Source organism: Paraburkholderia bannensis (genome assembly GCF_014200455.1).
Classification (GTDB): Bacteria; Pseudomonadota; Gammaproteobacteria; order Burkholderiales; family Burkholderiaceae; genus Paraburkholderia; species Paraburkholderia bannensis_A.
On record NZ_JACHBW010000003.1, the window covers coordinates 20299 to 39728 of the forward strand.

Sequence of the window (19430 nt, forward strand, 5' to 3'; positions counted from 1 at the left end):
CGGGGATGTTCATGACACAAAGACAATGGGCCTGGCAGGCCCGGTTGAGCCGTTGTGCTTGCGCTGCGGCGCTCGCCTTCGGCGCCGTAGCGGCGCACGCTGATCAGTTCGGCATCCAGCTTGGTGCGGGCGTTGCGGATCACGATGTGAAGAAGCTCGATTTCGGCCTCGTCTGGGACCCCGGCCTGCAGTGGTGGCACATCGGGGGCTTCCATTTCACGGTCGTAGGGGAGTTCCACGCCGCTTACTGGAAGCTGGACGAACTGGCCGCCTCGCAGCCGAATATCTGGGAGTTCGGCGTGACGCCGGTATTTCGCTTCATTAAGGACTCGGGCTGGATACGGCCATTCATCGAGGCGGGTGTGGGCGTCCGCCTGCTTACGCACGTCGAGCTCACGCCTGATCGCACCTTGTCCACGGCGTTCCAGTTCGCGGACATGGTGGGCGTGGGCGCGCAGTTCGGCGAGCATCAGAACTACCAGGCGGGCTTTCGCTTCCAGCACATCTCCAACGCCGACATCAAGACGCCGAATCCCGGTCTCAACTTCAGCCAGATCTACATCCAGTACAACTTCTAGGCGTTGCATTGGGGGCGCAACACCAGCGCCCCCCGCCGCACCGATACCCCTGCCGCCCCGCAACCCGCTACACTCTCTGCTTATGATGCAGTGCACCACGCGCACCGCATCACCGGATTTCCATAGACGATGTACCGGCGTCGCAGATAAAGGAGTGAGGAGCAAGGCATGGCAATTGAAACGGTTGGGATCGTGGGTGCGGGCACCATGGGCAACGGCATCGCGCAGGCGGTGGCGGTGGCGGGTCTGAAGGCGGTGATGATCGACGTCACGGACGCCGCGCTGGAGCGGGGCGTCGCAACGCTCACGCGCAGCCTCGAACGGCTGGTCTCGAAGGGCAAGCTCGACGCCGCCGTGCGCGACGCGGCGCTCGCGCGCATCGAAACCTCGACGGACTACGCGCGTCTGGCCAGCGCCGATCTCGTGATCGAGGCGGCCACCGAGAACGTCGAGCTCAAGACGCGCATCCTCAAGCAGATCGAGGCCGCCGCGCGCGCGGACGCCATCATCGCGTCCAACACTTCGTCGATTTCGATCACGGCGCTGGCCACCACGCTCGCCGATCCGTCGCGCTTCATCGGCATGCATTTCTTCAACCCGGTGCCGATGATGCCGCTCGTCGAGGTGATCCGCGGCCTGCAGACGCGCGCCGATGTTGCCGATGCCGTGCGCGAACTCGCCCAGCGTCTGGACAAGACGCCGATCGGCGTGAAGAACGCGCCGGGTTTCGTCGTCAACCGCATTCTCGTGCCGATGATCAACGAGGCCTTCTTCGTGCTGGCCGAAGGCGTGGCAAGCGCCGAGGAAATCGACGCCGGCATGAAGCTGGGCGCGAATCACCCGATCGGGCCACTAGCGCTCGCAGATCTGATTGGCCTCGACGTGTGTCTTTCGGTGATGGACGTGTTCCTGAAAGACTTCGGCGATTCGAAATATCGCGCCTGTCCGTTGCTGCGCGAGATGGTCTCGGCGGGGCAACTGGGCCGCAAGACGGGCCGCGGCGTCTATCAGTACGACAAGGCGTCGTAATTCGAGCCCGCGTCAGGCCAACCTCCGGCCCAACTCAGGCCCAACTCAGGCCCGCACGCCCAGCTTGTACTGCGTAACCTGGCGGTAAGTGCCGCCGGGCCGCAACACGGCGTCGTCGCAATCCGGCGACGCCATATTGATCTGGTTCGGGAAGCCGCCCGCTTCGAGGCACAAGCCCGCGTGCTTCACGCACGGCGCGCCGTGGCGTCCCGGCTGGCCCTCCAGATAATTCCCCGTATAGCACTGCAGCCCGCGCTGATCGGTCGCGACCGTGAGTTCGCGACCGCTGCCCGGCTCGTACACGCTTGCCACCTGACGCAGTACGCGCGGGCCGCCCGCCTGTTCGCCGCCGCGCAGCACGTAGCAATGATCGATGCCGCGCGCCCGCGCGAGTTGCGCATGCGGCCAGTCGAGGCGCGCCCCCAGCGGCGCGCCGTGCCGGAAGTCGAAGGCGCTGCCCGAAACGTCGGCCATGCCGGTGGGAATCATCCGTTCGTCGACTTCAAGGAACGCGTCCGCATCGATCGTCAGGATGTGGCCGCGAATGTCCGCGCCCGGCTCGCCGCTCAGGTTGAAATAGCCGTGGCTCGTGAGGTTGAGCGCGGTGGGCGCGTCCGTCACACCTTCGTAGGCGATCGTGAGCGTGCCGTCGTCGTCGAGCGCATAGCGCACCTGCACACTCACATTGCCCGGAAAGCCGCCGTCGCCTTCGGGCGAGTCGAGCCGCATCAGCAGCGCGCCGCGCTCTTCTTCGACTTGCCAGAGCGCGCGATGAAAGCCGTTCGCGCCGCCATGGAGCAGATTGCCGTTCTCGTTGCGGTCGAGCACGTGTTCGATGCCGTCGAGCGTAAAGCGCGCACCGGCGATGCGGTTGGCCCAGCGCCCGATCAGGCCGCCCATATAAGTCGTGGCGCTCATGTAGCCGGCGGGCGTGTCGTGGCCGAGCAGGATATCGGCGAGCCGTCCCGCTCGGTCGGGTGCATGCCAGGACACCAGCGTCGCGCCGAGATCGCTGATCGCAAGCTTCATGTCCTGCGCGTTGCGCAGCGTGTAGAGCCGGCAGGCATCGCCGCCTGGCAGCGTGCCCCAGGGTTCGGCGCTGATGCGACTCGTGTGCAGTGGGTTGTTCATGTGGCTTCTGAGGGTAAAGGTCGGGTTGTCAGCGCAAGGGCTGCGCACTGTTCAGCGCAATGATCAGCGCAACGATCAGCGCGATTGTCCGTGCCGGTCGGCGTCAGTCCGGGGCAACACGCGAGGGAGCCGGCGAGGGTGCCGCCACGCTGTCCTGATACTCGCGCGGCGTGCAGCCCAGTTCGCGCCGGAACACCGCGTACATGTACTGCAACGAGGTAAAGCCACAGCGGATCGCCACTTCGGCGCTGGCGGCGTCGCGGCTCGCCAGCATTGCTTTTGCCGCATCGAGCTTGTGCCGCAGGATTTCCTGATGCACGGTGCACTGTAACTCGCGCCGAAAATATTCTTCGAGCGAGGAGCGCGACACGCCCACGTAATCGGCGACCTGCTCGGTCTTGATGCCCTGGCACGCATACTGGCGGATGAAGTGCCGCGCACGCATCACGTGCGGGCTCGACAGCGGTTCGTGTTTCGTCGACGCCAGCACGTTGATGCCGACCGGCGGCACCAGAATGCGCCGCCCCGGAAAACGCGCGCCGCGCAGCATCTGATGCAGCAGATGCGCGGCCGTCTTGCCCATTTCCTCGGTGCCCTGAATCACCGACGAAATCGGGATGCGCGTGAGCGTGCGGGTGAGCGGATCATTGTCGATACCGATGATCGCGACCTGCTCGGGCACCGCGATGCCATGCATCAGGCAGGCCTGCAACAGATGACGCGCCCGCGCATCGGTCACGGCAATCACACCAACGGGTTTGGGCAGCGCGTGCAGCCATTCGCCCAACTGCTCGCTGGCCTGATTCCACGACGGCGCGCTGGTCGCGAGCCCGCGAAACACCGGCGCTTCCATGCCTTCCTCGCGCGCCAGTGCCTCGAATGCGAGTTCGCGTTGCTGCGCCCAGCGGTTCTCCTGCGCGGCGGGCAGGCTGTACATGGCCAGATGCGGCAGGCCCGCGCCAATCAGATGCGTCCACGCGAGCGAAACCAGCTTGCGGTTGTCAGTGGCGATATAAGGCAGTCCGGCCGGATAGTGCGCGTCATTTTCGAACGACGAGCCCACGGCTACGACGGGCAGCGGCGAATTTTGCAGTGCGGCGGCAACGGCGGGATCGTCGAAGTCGGCGATGATGCCATCGCCATCGAAGCGCTCGATGCCGTCGAGCCGGCAACGAAAATCCTCTTCGAGAAACAGATCCCAGGCCACGCGCGTCGAGCGCAGATAGTGGCCGATGCCGGCGATGATTTCGCGGTCGTAGACCTTGTTCGCGTTGAACAGCAACGCGATGCGGTGAACGGGCTGGGCGTGATGCTGTGTAGGGGCTGCGGGGGCACGGTTCATGGCGTAGCGCGCAAGGGTCTTCGCAGGCGAGTATTCCCGCTTTGGGTTCCCTGCGTTTGTCTCCGATTGAATGCGGCCTGCGCAATGACGCGCGCGGCGGCTCCTTTTAAGCGTCCGGTTATTTTAGGCCGGGTCCATAAGCTGCGCGCAAATATTCCCCCCGCCTGGCAGGAAACATTACCCGGCTCGCGCAATTTCGCAATTGCCGCTGCACCGGCCAGACGGGCAGTATGGCGTCACCTTGAAGGACGCCGCGCTGATGCGCCGCAACATTAAACGGAGACGCCATGTCGTATTTCGAAGCCATTCCCGCGATTCGCTACGAAGGCCCGCAATCGGACAATCCGCTTGCGTACCATCATTACGACCGCACGAAGAAAGTGCTTGGCAAGACCCTGGAAGAGCATTTGCGCATTGCCGTGTGCTACTGGCATTCGTTCGTATGGCCAGGCGTTGATATCTTCGGGCAGGGCACGTTTCATCGTCCGTGGCAGCAGCCCGGCGACGCTTTGGAGCGCGCCCATCAGAAAGCCGATGCGGCCTTCGAGTTCTTCACGAAACTGGGCGTGCCGTACTATACCTTCCACGACACCGACGTCGCCCCTGAAGGCAAGGATCTCAAGGACTACAAAGAGAACTTCGCGCGCATGGTGGGTTATCTGGGCGAGAAGCAGCAGGCGAGCGGCATGAAGCTCCTGTGGGGCACCGCGAATCTGTTCTCGCATCCGCGCTATGCGGGCGGTGCCGCCACCAGCCCGAACCCCGAAGTATTCGCTTACGCGGCGACGCAGGTTTGCAACGCGCTCGAAGCGACCCATAAGCTGGGTGGCGAAAACTATGTGCTGTGGGGTGGCCGCGAAGGTTACGACACACTGCTCAATACCGATCTCGTGCACGAGCGCGAACAGTTCGCGCGTTTTCTCTCCATGGTGGTGGAGCACAAGGAGCGTATCGGTTTCAAGGGCGCGCTGCTGATCGAGCCCAAGCCGCAGGAACCGACCAAGCATCAATACGACTACGACGTCGCCACGGTGCACGGCTTCCTCACGCAATACGGACTGCAGAACGAAATCCGCGTGAATATCGAGGCCAATCACGCCACGCTGGCGGGCCATTCGTTCCACCACGAAATCGCCATGGCTTATGCGCTCAACATCTTCGGCAGCGTCGATGCGAATCGCGGCGATCCGCAAAACGGCTGGGACACCGACCAGTTCCCGAATAGCGTCGAGGAACTCACCCTCGCGTTCTACGAAATCCTGCGTCACGGCGGCTTTAGCACGGGCGGCATGAATTTCGACGCCAAGGTGCGTCGCCAGAGCAGCGATCCTCAGGACCTGTTCTATGGCCATGTGGGCGCGATCGACGTGCTCGCGATCGCACTTGAGCGCGCGGCCGTACTGGTCGAAAACGACCGGCTCGAACAGTTCAAGCGCCAGCGCTATGCGGGCTGGGATACGGAATTCGGCCGCAAGATTCTGTCCGGCGGCTATTCCTTGTCGTCGCTCGCGAGCGACGCCGCCGCGCGCGGCATGAATCCGCAGCATGCGAGCGGCCAGCAGGAACGCCTGGAAAACGTCATCAATCAGGCGATTTACGGCCAGCGTTGAGCGCGGCCGCGAGCATCGGGACAGCAGCGCAGCAGCAAGAAAAAAAGAGGATGGAGACATGTTCATCGGTATCGACCTCGGCACGTCGGGCGTGAAGGCGGTACTGCTCGACCGGGCGGGCGACGTGCTCGGCAGTGCGAGCGCGCCGCTCACGGCGAGCCGTCCGCAGCCGCGCTGGTCCGAGCAGAACCCGCATGACTGGTGGCGCGTCACGCAGCGCGCGCTGCACGAACTGCTGGAGACGGTACGCCGCAACGGCATCGACACGAACGGCATCGAGGCGCTCGGCCTCACCGGGCAGATGCACGGCGCGACGCTGCTGGACGCGCGCGGCGAAGTGCTGCGTCCCGCGATTCTCTGGAACGACGGTCGTTCGGATGCCGAATGTATCGAGCTGGAGCGCCTCGCGCCCGAGTTGCATGCGCTGGCGGGCAATCTGGCGATGCCAGGCTTTACCGCGCCGAAACTGCTGTGGGTGAAAAAGCACGAGCCAGAGGTGTTTTCCCGCATCGCGCAGGTCTTGTTGCCGAAGGACTATCTGCGTTGGCGGCTCACGGGCGTATTCGCGACCGATCCTTCGGACGCAGCGGGCACGCTCTGGCTCGACGTGGCCAGGCGCGACTACAGCGAGGCGCTGCTCAACGCCTGCTCACTCACGCGTGCGCAGATGCCCGAAGTCTTCGAAGGCAACCAGATCACGGGCAAGCTCAGCGCCGCGATCGCGCGCGAATTCGGCCTGCGCGAAATTCCTGTCGTGGCGGGAGGGGGCGACAACGCGGCAGGCGCGGTGGGCGTGGGCATCGTCAAACCGGGCGATGCGATGTTGTCGCTGGGCACCTCGGGCGTGTATTTCGCGGTGTCGGACGGCTTCCTCGCAAATCCCGATTCCGCAGTGCATAGCTTCTGCCATGCGCTGCCGCACACCTGGCATCTCATGTCGGTCATGCTCAACGCGGCCAGTTGCCTTGATTTCACCGCGCAATTGGCGGGCTACGCAGACGTGGCGGCCTTGCTTGCCGATGCACAGGCCCATACGAATGCCGATCTCGATGCGCGTCGCCCCTGGTTCCTGCCTTACCTCAGCGGAGAGCGCACGCCGCACAACAACGTCAACGCCAAGGGCGTGTTCTACGGCATGACGCCGCAAAGCTCGCGCGCCGATTTCGCCAATGCCACGCTCGAAGGCGTGGGTTTCGCGCTGCTCGACGGTATGGACGCGCTGCACGCGGCGGGGCTCGTGCCAGAGACGATCACGGTGATCGGCGGCGGCTCGCGCAGCGCCTACTGGACGCAGATGCTCGCCGATATCAGCGGGCGTGCGCTCACGCTGCGAGCCGGCGGCGAAGTCGGTCCGGCGCTGGGCGCGGCGCGTCTCGCGCATCTGGCGGTTGAGCCGGGCGCGACGCTCGCAACGGTGTGCCCGCAACCCCCCGTGCTGGCGGTGCGCGAACCCGATGCCGCGCGCCATGCGTGGTATCGCGATGCGCGTCGCCCGACGTTTGCCGCGCTTTATCGGGCGCTCGCCCCAGTGTTTGCCGGCGGCGCCTGAGCAGTCGTCTTATCGCAAGACCGCAAGACCGCAAGACCGCAAGACCGCAGTCCCAGGCAACATCGCGTACGACAGCGCGCCGCCAGGCACTTTGCTGGCGCGCGTGGCAACGTGCGCGCCGCATTACTGTATTGCCGCATTACCCGAAATTCGCAACGCCATTCAATAACGCAACGACGCGCAGCTGCCGCGCTTTGCCCGGCCAGCGCGCGATAACACGAGGAGTGGAGACATGAAGTTCGCCAAACGTCGTTCGGTTCTGGGTTCGCTGGTCTGCGGCGCTGTGCTCGCGAGTCTGTCGCTGGCTGCGCCGCTCGCACACGCGAGCAAGGACCATCCGGAAATCGGCTTTTGCATCGACGATCTGCGTGTGGAGCGCTGGTCGCGCGATCGCGATTACTTTGTGGCCGCCGCGGAGAAAATGGGCGCGAAGGTTTCGGTGCAATCGGCTGACGCCAGCGAGGAACGCCAGATTTCGCAGATAGAAAATCTTATTTCGCGCGGCGTCGACGTGATCGTGATCGTGCCGTTTAATTCGAAGACGCTGGGCAACGTGGTGGCCGAAGCGAAGAAGGCCGGCATCAAGGTGGTGTCCTACGACCGCCTGATTCTGGATGCGGATGTCGATGCCTATATTTCCTTCGACAACGAAAAGGTGGGCGAGCTCCAGGCGCAGGGCGTGTTCAACGCGCAGCCCAAGGGCAATTACTTCCTGCTGGGCGGTGCGCCGACCGACAACAACGCCAAGATGCTGCGCGAAGGACAACTGAAGATTCTGAAGCCCGCCATCGATCGCGGCGACATCAAGGTGGTCGGTCAGCAGTGGGTGCCGGAGTGGAGCGCCTCGACGGCGCTGCGCATCATGGAAGACGCGCTTACCGCGAACAACAACAAGATCGACGCCGTGGTGGCCTCGAACGACGGCACGGCAGGCGGCGCGATCCAGGCGCTGGCCGCGCAGCATCTCGCGGGCAAGGTGCCGGTCTCGGGCCAGGACGCCGATCTTGCGGCGGTCAAGCGCGTGATTGCAGGCACGCAGACCATGACCGTCTACAAGCCGCTCAAGCTGATTGCCGGCGAAGCGGCCAAACTTGCCGTCGATCTCGCGAAGGGCCAGAAGCCTTCGTATAACGCGCAATACGACAACGGCAAGAAGAAGGTCGACACGGTGCTGCTGCAGCCGACGCTGCTCACGAAGAGCAACGCCGATATCGTCATCAAGGACGGTTTCTATACGCAGGCGCAACTCGCCAGCCAGTAATCCAGGCTTGGCGGGTCCAGCAATCAGGCGGCCCGCGCGCGAACACACCGTCTCGTGCGTGGGCCCTCAACGCGGGCAAACAGGCGTATGACCGAACCCTTGCTGACGATGCGCGGCATCGTCAAATCCTTCGCGGGCGTGAAAGCGCTCGACGGCATCGATCTCACGGTGCGACCCGGCGAATGCGTGGGGCTGTGCGGCGAGAACGGCGCGGGTAAATCCACGCTGATGAAAGTGCTTTCGGGCGTCTATCCGCACGGCACCTGGAGCGGCGAGATCCGCTGGGAAGGCGCGCCGCTCGAAGCGCATAGCGTGCGCGATACGGAGCGCGCGGGCATCGTCATCATCCATCAGGAACTGATGCTGGTGCCGCAGCTTTCGGTAGCCGAGAACATTTTTCTCGGCAACGAAATCACCCTGCCGGGCGGGCGCATGAATTACGCGGCGATGTACCAGCGCGCCGACGAATTGCTGCGCGAATTGAACATCGACGCGATCAATGTCGCGCAGCCGGTGATGAACTATGGCGGCGGTCACCAGCAACTCATCGAGATCGCCAAGGCGCTCAACAAGCGCGCGAAGCTGCTGATCCTCGATGAACCGTCTTCGTCGCTCACCGCGGCGGAAACGAAGATCCTGCTCGACATCGTGCGCGATCTGAAGCGGCGCGGCGTGGCGTGCGTCTATATCTCGCACAAGCTCGACGAGGTTGAAGCCGTGTGCGATACGGTCAGCGTGATTCGCGATGGCCGTCATGTGGCGACCGAGCCGATGGCCTCGCTCAGTACCGATCGCATCATCGCCATGATGGTGGGCCGTGAGATCAAGAACCTCTTTCCGCGCGAGCCGCACGAGATCGGCGAAGTAGTGTTCGAGGCGCGCAACGTGACCTGCTACGACGTGACGAATCCGCGCCGCAAGCGCGTGAGCGACGTGTCGTTCGCGGTGCGGCGCGGCGAGATTCTCGGCGTGGCAGGGCTGGTGGGCGCGGGGCGCACGGAAACGATGCAGGCGATCTTCGGCGCTTACGAAGGCAACTGCGCGGCAACCGTGCTGCTCGAGGGCCGGCCGCTCAAGATTCGCGCGCCCCTCGATGCGATCCGCGCCGGTATCGCGATGGTGCCCGAGGACCGCAAGCGCCACGGCATCGTGCCGCAGTTGGGCGTGGGCCACAACATCACGCTGTCCGTGCTGGAGCGCTTCGCGAAGCATGGCCGTATCGACGCCGCCGCGGAACTCGACACGATCCGCACGGAAATGCAGCGTCTTTCGGTGCGTGCCGCCAACCCCATGCTGTCCATCGCGAGCCTTTCCGGCGGCAATCAGCAGAAAGCCGTGCTGACGAAAATGCTGCTGACCGAGCCGAAGGTGCTGATACTCGACGAACCCACGCGCGGCGTCGATGTCGGGGCGAAATACGAAATCTACAAGCTCGTGTTCCAGCTCGCTAAGCGCGGCGTGGCGATCGTGATGGTGTCGTCCGAATTGCCCGAAGTGCTGGGCATCAGCGACCGCGTGCTGGTGATTGGCGAGGGCGAGGTGCGCGGCGATTTCGTCAACGATGGCCTGACGCAGGAACACATTCTTGGCGCCGCGATCCAGAGCGCGCGCGCCCCAACTCTTTCAGCGAGTGCAGCATGACCCCCGACGTCACGACTCAAGGCGCGCGCGAAGACCAGCTGAACGCTGGAAACGGCTTCGGCATGCGGTTCCAGCAACTGTTTGCGCGCTACAAGATTCTTGCCCTGCTGCTGGCCGTGGCCGCAATCTGGGTGTTCTTCTCGGTGCTCACGCATGGCGCCTTTGTTACGCCACGCAATGTCTCGAACCTGCTGCGGCAGATGTCGATTACCGGCATGCTGGCGTGCGGGATGGTGTTCGTCATCATCGCGGGCGAGATCGATCTTTCGGTGGGTTCGCTGTTGGGTCTGCTCGGCGGCGTGGCGGCGATTCTCGACGTCAACCGCCACTGGCCGATTGGCGTGACGGTGCCCGTGGTGCTCGCGCTCGGCGTGCTGGTGGGGCTCTTCAACGGCTGGTGGTCGACCTACCGGCGCGTGCCGTCGTTCATCGTCGGGCTGGGCGGGATGCTGGCGTTTCGCGGCGTGCTACTCGGCATCACGGGCGGCTCGACCATCTCACCTGTTTCGGATTCCTTCGTATTCATCGGGCAAGGCTATCTGCCGCGCATCGCGGGCGACGTGCTGGCCTTTGCGCTTTTCGTGCTGCTCGCCGTGCTCACGGTGCGTCAGCGTGCGAATCGCCGCCGCTATCAGTTGAGCGTGGTGCCGCTCTGGCAGGATGGCGCGAAGATCGTCGGCGCGGGCGCGATCGTGCTGGCCTTCGTGCTGATGCTCGACAGCTACGGCGGTATTCCCGTGCCGGTGCTTTTACTGCTTGCGCTGCTCGGCGTCTTTACGTGGATCGCTACGCAAACCGTGTTTGGCCGACGCATTTATGCGGTCGGTTCGAACCTCGAAGCCACGCGTCTTTCGGGCGTCAACACGAACCGCGTGAAGCTCGCCATCTTCGCGCTGATGGGCCTGATGTGCGCGTTCGCGGGCATGGTCAACACCGCGCGTCTTGCGGCGGGTTCGCCTTCTGCAGGGACGATGGGCGAACTCGATGCCATCGCCGCCTGCTTTATCGGGGGCACGTCGATGCGCGGCGGCTCGGGCACCGTGTATGGCGCGTTGATCGGCGCGCTCGTGATGGCGAGCCTCGACAACGGCATGTCGATGCTCGATGTCGATTCCTACTGGCAGATGATCGTGAAGGGCGGCATCCTGGTGCTGGCCGTGTGGATCGATGTGGTGTCGGGTTCGAACCGCCGCTGAAGATAGCAAACCTCGCCGCATTCCTCTGATGTAGACGAATTCGTCATTCGAGTTGTTCTCCTCGCGCGCATGGGTGCGCGCTCTGCGGGCGGGATGCCAATCCCGCTCGTTTTCTTTCCGGCGACGGTTTGCACGCTCGGTACGCGAGGTTCGGATTCCTGCCACAATCGATTTGTAGTGTGCGCTCGACGCATGTCTTGAGAGCCTGACGTCGAAGCCGCTACCGCCCGCCGCGGCGTCGCACGTTTCGCGCAATCCGCGTAGTCGTTTCGATCAGTGTCGATGAGCCCGTACCGGCTTCCATCTGTGCGACGCGCTGCCGCTCCCCACATTTTCGACGCATCCCGGGATGCGCCGTGCCGTCTCGCACGCCGCGAAACGGCGCCGAACTGGAGACGAGTCGACCATGCCTACTCTTTGCGAGATCTGCAATACGCGGCCCGCTGTCGCGCGCGTGACCGTGGTGCAAAACGGCCAGCGCAAATCGATGTCGATCTGCGACTACGACTATCGGCAATTGATGCGCCACCAGAGCATGTTGAATCCGTTCGATTCGCTGCTTGGCGGCAGCGGGTTGTCGCGCTTCTTCGGCGGCGACCAGGAGCGAGGACACGATGACGGCGAGGACGACACGAGCTTCGCCGCTGAAGTGCCGCGCGAATCGGTCGATGCCACCGATGCGTTCAGCGAGCAGACGCTGGAGATCCTGCAGCGCGCCGCTGAAAAGGCGCACGAACTGCAGCGCACCGAACTCGATACGGAACATCTGCTTTACGTGCTGGCCGACACGGACGTTTGTGCGGCGCTGCTCAAGGAATTGAAGCTGTCGCCGCAGGACATCAAGGCCTATATCGATCAGCATGCGCAGAAGGGCAAAGCCGGACCCGACGCGGCCATTGACAAGATGACGATATCGCCGCGTCTGAAAAAGGCCTTCCAGTTCGCTTTTCAGGCGTCGCGCGATCTGGGGCACTCGTACGTCGGCCCCGAACATTTGTTGATTGGCCTCGCTTCGGTGCCGGACAGCATCGCGGGCACGCTGCTCAAGAAGTACGGCGTGTCGCCCGAGGCATTGCGCCAGAAAGTCGTGAAGGTGGTGGGCAAAGGCGCGGAGGATGGACGCGTGGATGCACCTACCGGCACACCCACGCTCGACAAGTTTGGCCGCGACCTCACGGCCATGGCGCGTCAGGGCAAGCTCGATCCGGTGCTGGGCCGCGCGCAGGAAATCGAAAGCACGATTGAAGTGCTGGCGCGCCGCAAGAAGAACAATCCGGTGCTGATCGGCGAGCCGGGCGTGGGCAAGACGGCCATCGTCGAAGGCCTCGCGCAGCGCATCGTCAATGGCGACGTGCCGGAAGTGCTGCGCGGCAAGCGCCTCGTGGAAGTGAATATCAACTCGATGGTGGCGGGCGCGAAGTATCGCGGCGAATTCGAAGAACGCGCCAAGCAGTTGATCGACGAAGTGACGGCCAAGCACGACGAGCTGATTCTCTTTATCGACGAGTTGCACACGATCGTGGGCGCGGGGCAGGGCGGCGGCGAGGGCGGTCTCGATATCGCCAATGTGCTCAAGCCTGCGCTTGCGCGCGGCGAACTGAGCCTGATTGGCGCGACCACGCTCAACGAATATCAGAAGTACATCGAGAAAGACGCGGCACTCGAACGGCGCTTCCAGCCCGTGCTGGTGCCCGAGCCGACCGTCGAGCAAACCATCGTGATCCTGCGCGGCTTGCGCGACAAGCTCGAAGCGCACCATCAGGTCACTTTCGCCGACGATGCCTTCGTGGCGGCCGCCGAGCTTTCCGATCGCTACATCACTTCGCGCTTCCTGCCCGACAAGGCCATCGATCTGATCGACCAGGCGGCCGCGCGCGTGCGTATCGGCGCGACCTCGCGTCCGGCGGAAATTCAGGAGCTCGAGGCGGAAATCGCGCAACTCAAGCGTGAGCAGGATTACGCCTCTTCGCGCAAGCGTTATGACGAAGCCAAGGGTTTCGAAGAGCGCATCAAGGAGAAGCAGGCGAAGCTCGAAGAACTGACCGAAGCCTGGCAGCGAAAGACGGGTTCGGAGACGCTGGAAGTGACGGTCGCCTCGATTGCCGAAGTGGTCTCGCGGCTCACCGGCATTCCGGTCGCCGACCTCACCCAGGAGGAGCGCCAGAAGCTGCTCAAGATGGAAGACAAGCTGCGCGAGCGCGTGGTGGGGCAGAGCGACGCGGTGGAAGCGGTCAGCGATGCCGTGCGGCTTTCGCGTGCTGGCCTTGGCCAGGAACACCGGCCGATTGCGACCTTCCTGTTTCTTGGGCCGACCGGCGTGGGCAAGACGGAACTTGCGAAGGCGCTCGCGGAAACCGTGTTCGGCGACGAGCAGGCCATTATCCGCATCGATATGAGCGAGTATATGGAACGCCATGCAGTCGCGCGGCTGATTGGCGCGCCGCCGGGATACGTAGGTTACGACGAAGGCGGCCAGTTGACCGAGCGCGTGCGGCGTCGCCCGTATAGCGTGATTCTGCTCGACGAAATCGAAAAGGCGCACCCGGACGTCTATAACGTGCTGCTGCAGGTATTCGACGATGGACGGCTCACGGATGGCAAGGGCCGTGTAGTCGACTTCAGTAACACGATCATCATCGCCACCAGCAATCTGGGCGCGTCGATCATCATGGAGAACCTGGAGCAGCCCGAGGACAAGCGCAAGAGCGACAAGGAAGTGCGCGCCGAACTGATGAAGGTGCTCAAGGGGCATTTCCGGCCCGAGTTCCTCAATCGCATCGACGAGATCATCGTGTTCCATGCGCTGTCGAAGGACAACATCCGCAATATCGTGCAGATCCAGCTCGACCGCGTGACGCGCACGGCGGCGGCGCAAGGCATCACGATCAATAATAGCGACGCGCTGGTCGATCATCTGGTCGAAGCCGGTTACCAACCGGAATTCGGCGCGCGTGAGTTGAAGCGGCAGATTCGTCAGGAAGTGGAAACGCGGCTCGCCAAGGAGATTCTGGGCGATGCGCTGCAAACGGGCGACACGGTCGAGATCGGCTACGACAAGGCCAACGAGGAAGTCACCATCGACAAGACCGCCGTGCCTGCCGATATTCAGGAGGCAAAGAATGCGAAAAAGGGCAAAGGCGTGAAGCCCGACGTGAAGGAGATCGCGCCGGAGATCGCCGCCGACGATCTCGAAGGCGATCCGCCGCCACCGCCGTCTTCATCGAAGAAGAACGGCAAGGGCGGCGGTAAGTCGAAGTGGGCGTGACGGGTGCTTGAGGTGAACGCAGCGCCATTCTGGCGCTGCGTTTCCATTCATCGATATTGATATGGAATCCGTATCAATCGCGCGTCACGCTACATCCCACCACGCGGGCAGCAGGGCGCGCACATCGGGCCGCGCAAAACGGTCGTCCAGCAGATGCACCACGCCGCTGTCCGCCTCGCTGCGTATTACGCGGCCCGCGGCCTGCACGACCTTGCGCAGGCCGGGAATCAGATAGGTGTAGTCGAACCCCGCGCCATAGAGCGTTTCCATGCGCTCGCGCATGGCCTCGTTGACCGGATTGACCTGCGGCATGCCCAGCGTTGCGATAAACGTGCCGATCAGGCGCGTGCCCGGCAGATCGATACCTTCGCCAAACGCGCCGCCAAGCACCGCAAAGCCGATGCCGCTGCCGCCTTCCACGAAACGCGCCACGAAGCCTTGTTGCTGCGCTTCGTCCATCGTGCGCGACTGCCTCCAGGTGTCGATCTGCGGATGGCGCGCGACGAATACATCGGCGGCCTGCTGGAGATAATCGTAGCTGCTGAAGAAGCACAGATAGTTGCCGGGCCGCGCCGTGTACTGGCGCGCAACGCGTTCGACGAGTGTTTCCAGCGAGCGCGCGCGATCCTTGTAGCGCGTCGAAATATCGCGCGCGATCTGCACGTCGAGTTGCTCGGCGCGAAATGGCGTACCGATTTCCACCTGCACGGTGTTGGCGGGCAGTCCCAGCATATCGGCGTAATAGTGGGCGGGCGCGAGTGTGGCGGAAAAGAGCGTGACGCTATGCGCGGCGGCCAGACGTGGGCGCAGTGCGTTGGCGGGCACGAGGTTGCGGATGCACAAGGTCGAGCGTGTGCGCTGTGCGTTGCCGCCCGCTTTGCCTGGCTGAAGAGGCGTGACGTCGAATATCGACTGCTCGTCGAAGCGTTCCGCAAGCCGCACGAAATGCAGCGCGTCGAAATAGAACCGTTCGAGTTCGGCGTCGCGCACGAGTGCGGGTTCGGCCAGCTGATCGCCAATGGCGGCAATCACATCGCCAAGCGCGGGCACCAATCCGTCGGGCAGGGCGTCGCTCGCGCGCCATGCCTCGGGCGACAGCGCGTTCTGGGCATTCCAGTGGCGCGCGAGCCGCGTGAGGGCGCGTTTGACCGGCGCACTCGCGGCGCGGCGCACGACGTCCACGCGGGTCTGCACCAGTTCGGCGGAATACATCGCCCGGGCGCGCTCGGGCAGATTGTGCGCCTCGTCCACGAGCAGGCTCATGCGCCACTGGTTGTGCGCGCCGAGCATGAACAGCATGGCGCTCACGTCGAAATAATAGTTGTAGTCGCCGACGATCACGTCGCTCCAGCGCGCCAGTTCCTGGCCGAGGTAGTACGGGCAGACGGCGTGTTCGCCAGCAACTTCGCGCAGCGTTTCGCGCTTGAGATTCACGCGCGCCAGCGCCGCTGCGCGTGCGGCGGGCAGCCGGTCGTAGAAGCCGCGCGCAAGCGGGCACGACTGGCCGTGGCAGGCGAGTTCCGGATGCTCACAGGCTTTGTCGCGCGCCACCAGTTCGAGCACGCGCAACGGAAGCCGCGCGTTGTCCTTTGCATGCGCTTCGGCGAGCGTGTCGAGCGCATCGAGCGCGAGTTGCCGCCCCGGGCTTTTCGCGCTGAGAAACAGCACCTTGTCGATGTTGCCGCGCGCGCAGGCCTTTAACTGCGGGAACAAGGTGCCGATGGTTTTGCCGATGCCGGTGGGGGCTTGCGCCAGCAGGCAGCGGCCCTGGGTGGCGGCGCGCCAGACCGCTTCGGCGAGATCGCGCTGACCCTGGCGAAACCTCGCGTGCGGCAGGCGCAACGCACCGAGCGCGGTATCGCGCGCCGCGCGATGGGCGCTTTCCTGTTCGGCCCAGGCGACAAAGCGTGCGCACTGCGCCTCGAACTCCGCGCGCAGTTGCTGGGCGCTGGCTGGTTCGACGAGCGCGGTCTCGCGGCCCGTGCCGATCTCGTAGTACACCAGCGCGAGTTCGAGCGCGTCGAGGCCGAGTTTCTCGCACATCAGTGCGCCATAGACGCGCAGTTGCGCCCAGTGCAGCGCGCGCTGGTTTTCGCGCATGGCGTCGAGATCGCCGCGATAGGTCTTGAATTCCTCCAGGCGTCGACGGGCCGGGTCATAGCCGTCGGCACGCCCGCGTACGGTGAGTGCGCCGTACGTGCCGCTCAAGGCGATCTCCGTTTCGTAGCCGGCGGGACGACGCGCGGCGATGGCCGCATGGCCCGCGCGGCCTTCGCTTGCATCGGGCGAGGGCGTGAAGCGCAGATCGAGGTCGCCGCGTTTGGCGGTGAACTCGCAGAGCGTGCGAACAGCGACGGTGTAGGTCATCGCGCTGGCATCAATTCGGGCGCCTCCCAGCGCGCCTGCAACACCGTCACCGGCATGCCATGCGCGGCGCAGTAGGCGAGCCAGCGGCGCTGGTTGTCCTGCAGCCGGTCGCCTGGGCCTTTCACTTCGATCAGTTCGTAGCGGCGCTCGCGTGGCCAGAAGCGCACGAGGTCGGGTAGGCCCGAGCGGTTCGCGGCCGGTTCGCGCAGCAGGCGCTCGAACCACAGGCGCAGATGCGCGGCGGGAAAGCAGTCGAGCGCCAGCGCAAGCAAGGCTTCGTCGAGCGCGCCCCACGCGATAAACGGCGACTGCGTGCCGTATTTATCGGCGAAACGCTGTTCGATGGTTGCGCGATAGGTCCCGCTTTCGAGTTCGGCGAGACAGGCGGCGAATAGCGCGTCGCGACGCGTGACGAAATCGGCCGCGTGCAGATCGGCGGGGCCGCGCTGGAACGGGTGGAAGAACGCGCCCGGCAGCGGGGCGAACAGCGCTGGCCAGCACAGCAGCCCGAACAGGCCGGTAATCAGCGTGTTTTCGACGTAGAACACCGGCGCTTCGGCGCTGGCGAGCGCCAGGCGCGACGCTTCTTCCACACGCAGGTGGAGGTGCGCGGCGGGCAATGTGAGTTCGATCAGCGCGTGGCCTGGCGTGGCGTGGGTCGATTGCACCGTCGCCCGTTTGCGCATCAGGCGGCCGAGCGTGCGCGCGGCGCGCTGGGCTTCTTCTTCGTTGATGGGCGCGGCGGCGATTGTCTGGGCGAGGGCGCAGGCGTCGTCACGGCGACCCAGTTGCTCCAGCACGCGTACGCGGCGATAGCGCGATTCGGGGTGGCCGCTGTCCAGATAGGCGCGCATCGCGAGCGCGGCGTGGCCCAGCCGTTCGGCCGCCTGGCCAGCCGCGTGGCGCACGCGGTCATGGCGCGTGCGCAGCCAGGCGTTGGGCCGGGTGTGCGGGGCGAGGGCGTCGAGCACATCGAGCGCGGCGGCGAGGATCTCGGCATGCTGGTCCTCGGGCGCGAGTTCAAAGGCTTCGCGGCAATCGCGCAAGGCCAGATAAGCGTCGATATCGGCGCGCTGCTGGAACGCACGCGAAGCGTCGTCGAACGCAACCGGCTCGTAGCGGTAGACGCCCAGATCGGCCAGCACGAATTCGCTCCAGTCCTGCCGCAGGTTGCCGAAGAACATCAGGCGCAACCGTTCGCACAAGGGCGCGGCGGCGGAAAAGTCGAAGACGGTGTCCGCCGCGTGCGGAAACCACGCGCTCCATTCGCGTGCGCATGGGGCGGCTGTGCAGAGCGCGTCGAGCATCGCCGCGCGGGTGGCGGTGCGCAGGTTGAGCGCATGCAGCGCATCCCAAGGCGGCGTTTTTTCGTGCGCTTCGGCTACGAGCCGTGCGGCGAGCGTCTGCAATTCGGGCCGTGTGACAAGCGCGGCGAGTTCGCCGAGTTCGAGTACCGGCGCGCCTTCGAGCCAGCCCGCCTCGATCAGTGGCAAGGCCGCTGCGCGCGGGCAGCCGATTTCGGCATAGTCGAGCTTGCTGGCGCGAAACTGCGGGCCCTTGCGCATCAGCATCCGCACGAACAACGCCCGGGAGGCACGCGGCAGCGTGCCGAAACCTCGCACGAAGCGTTGCTCGGCGGCGTCGAACAGATCGGCGCAGCGCGCGTCGAGCCAGCCGAGCGCACGCTCGAAGTTCGCGAGGTAATAGAACGGATTGGGGAAGTCGGGGAGCACGCGCGGCACTGTACGGATATACAGCCGCGATGATAGCAGGCTCGCGCGCCGGGCTGTCTGGCTGTCCTGCCCAGACCGGCGCGAACCGGCCCGTAAGCTACAATTGCCGCAGCCTGAAAACCCCAGCGCGCGCCACGCGCGACTACAGCAGATACAGCGACAAGAGCGATGAAGAAACGGAATGTCTGTCTTGTCGGCCTCGCGGCCGGCGCCACCCTGCTCGCGGGCTGCGTTGCGCAGTACCAGAACCCCAGCGCCTGCGAACAGGAGATGCGCGCCCGGCTCGCCCATGCTTCGCTGGGCGATCTTTCGGTGACGCATAGGGCGGTGGCGTATCGCGGTCAGCGCGTCGTGATCGAAGGGCAACTCGAACGCGGCATGCTGCCGCTCGAGAGTGCGCCGGCTTCCGGTGCGGTTGGGGCTTCTTCGGCATCGGCAGCGACGGCAGCATCCGGTGCGGTTGCAAAACAGCACGCCACCTTCGCGGCGGGCGCTTCGGCAGCAAGCGTGCCGGCGACGGCTTCCGCGCCGCAAGCGAAGGAACCCGAGCCCACTACGCCGATCGCGATCATCGCCGCCAGGCTCGGCCTGCACAAGGCGCCGCCGCCGCAGACCGCAGCCGAATGCACCTACGATCGCACCGGCGCGCTGACGTCGTTCCACTGGCTCGCGCCGGCAGCCTTGGCGAAAACCACGCCGGCCTCGGACGCGCAAGCCGAATAGTCCGC

13 protein-coding genes are annotated in these 19430 nt (G+C 64.7%); 9 read left to right on the forward strand and 4 right to left on the reverse strand.

All coding sequences use genetic code 11. From position 1 onward, the window contains the following. Positions 1–11: 11 nt before the first annotated feature. Positions 12–578: an acyloxyacyl hydrolase gene (locus tag F4827_RS05845; protein ID WP_183722771.1), complete on the forward strand. Its 567-nt coding sequence runs from the start codon at positions 12–14 to the stop codon at positions 576–578. A 168-nt stretch (positions 579–746) separates the two neighbouring features. Further along, a complete protein-coding gene (locus F4827_RS05850; RefSeq protein ID WP_183722773.1) occupies positions 747–1607 on the forward strand; it encodes a 3-hydroxybutyryl-CoA dehydrogenase in 861 nt (286 codons plus the stop codon). A gap of 45 nt (positions 1608–1652) precedes the next feature. On the opposite strand, the gene F4827_RS05855 is transcribed toward F4827_RS05850, so the two are convergent. Together F4827_RS05855 and F4827_RS05860 are read right to left on the reverse strand one after the other, a co-directional pair. Next, the gene (locus F4827_RS05855; protein ID WP_183722775.1) at positions 1653–2738 is read right to left on the reverse strand and encodes an aldose epimerase family protein; all 1086 of its coding nucleotides are present in this window, start codon (positions 2736–2738) and stop codon (positions 1653–1655) included. Between the two features lie 103 nt (positions 2739–2841). Beyond that, positions 2842–4080: a DNA-binding transcriptional regulator gene (locus F4827_RS05860; RefSeq protein ID WP_183722777.1), complete on the reverse strand. Its 1239-nt coding sequence runs from the start codon at positions 4078–4080 to the stop codon at positions 2842–2844. A gap of 287 nt (positions 4081–4367) precedes the next feature. Between F4827_RS05860 and xylA the strand changes: the two genes are divergently transcribed. The 6 genes from xylA (at position 4368) to F4827_RS05890 (ending at position 14602) form a co-directional block, all read left to right on the forward strand. After that, positions 4368–5690 carry a xylose isomerase gene (gene xylA, locus F4827_RS05865; protein ID WP_183722779.1) on the forward strand — a complete coding sequence of 441 codons (1323 nt, stop codon included), beginning with the start codon at positions 4368–4370 and terminating at the stop codon, positions 5688–5690. 58 nt (positions 5691–5748) lie between these two features. After that, the gene (xylB, locus tag F4827_RS05870; RefSeq protein ID WP_183722781.1) at positions 5749–7239 is read left to right on the forward strand and encodes a xylulokinase; all 1491 of its coding nucleotides are present in this window, start codon (positions 5749–5751) and stop codon (positions 7237–7239) included. Between the two features lie 232 nt (positions 7240–7471). After that, a complete protein-coding gene (gene xylF / locus F4827_RS05875) occupies positions 7472–8500 on the forward strand; it encodes a D-xylose ABC transporter substrate-binding protein (RefSeq protein WP_183722783.1) in 1029 nt (342 codons plus the stop codon). 87 nt (positions 8501–8587) lie between these two features. Then, a complete protein-coding gene (gene xylG, locus F4827_RS05880; RefSeq protein WP_183722785.1) occupies positions 8588–10141 on the forward strand; it encodes a D-xylose ABC transporter ATP-binding protein in 1554 nt (517 codons plus the stop codon). Next, positions 10138–11337 (forward strand): sugar ABC transporter permease, encoded by a 1200-nt coding sequence (locus F4827_RS05885; protein ID WP_183722787.1) that lies wholly within the window; start codon positions 10138–10140, stop codon positions 11335–11337. Before xylG ends, F4827_RS05885 begins: the two co-directional genes overlap by 4 nt. A gap of 406 nt (positions 11338–11743) precedes the next feature. After that, positions 11744–14602: an ATP-dependent Clp protease ATP-binding subunit gene (locus F4827_RS05890; RefSeq protein ID WP_183722789.1), complete on the forward strand. Its 2859-nt coding sequence runs from the start codon at positions 11744–11746 to the stop codon at positions 14600–14602. Between the two features lie 84 nt (positions 14603–14686). Here the strand turns inward: F4827_RS05890 and F4827_RS05895 are convergent, their stop codons facing one another. Then, positions 14687–16969 carry an ATP-dependent DNA helicase gene (locus F4827_RS05895; RefSeq protein ID WP_183722791.1) on the reverse strand — a complete coding sequence of 761 codons (2283 nt, stop codon included), beginning with the start codon at positions 16967–16969 and terminating at the stop codon, positions 14687–14689. After that, positions 16966–18702 (reverse strand): VRR-NUC domain-containing protein, encoded by a 1737-nt coding sequence (locus F4827_RS05900; protein ID WP_183722793.1) that lies wholly within the window; start codon positions 18700–18702, stop codon positions 16966–16968. The genes F4827_RS05895 and F4827_RS05900 overlap by 4 nt, the downstream gene beginning before the upstream one ends. A 168-nt stretch (positions 18703–18870) precedes the next feature. Between F4827_RS05900 and F4827_RS05905 the strand changes: the two genes are divergently transcribed. Beyond that, the gene (locus F4827_RS05905; RefSeq protein ID WP_183722795.1) at positions 18871–19425 is read left to right on the forward strand and encodes a hypothetical protein; all 555 of its coding nucleotides are present in this window, start codon (positions 18871–18873) and stop codon (positions 19423–19425) included. Positions 19426–19430 lie beyond the last annotated feature (5 nt).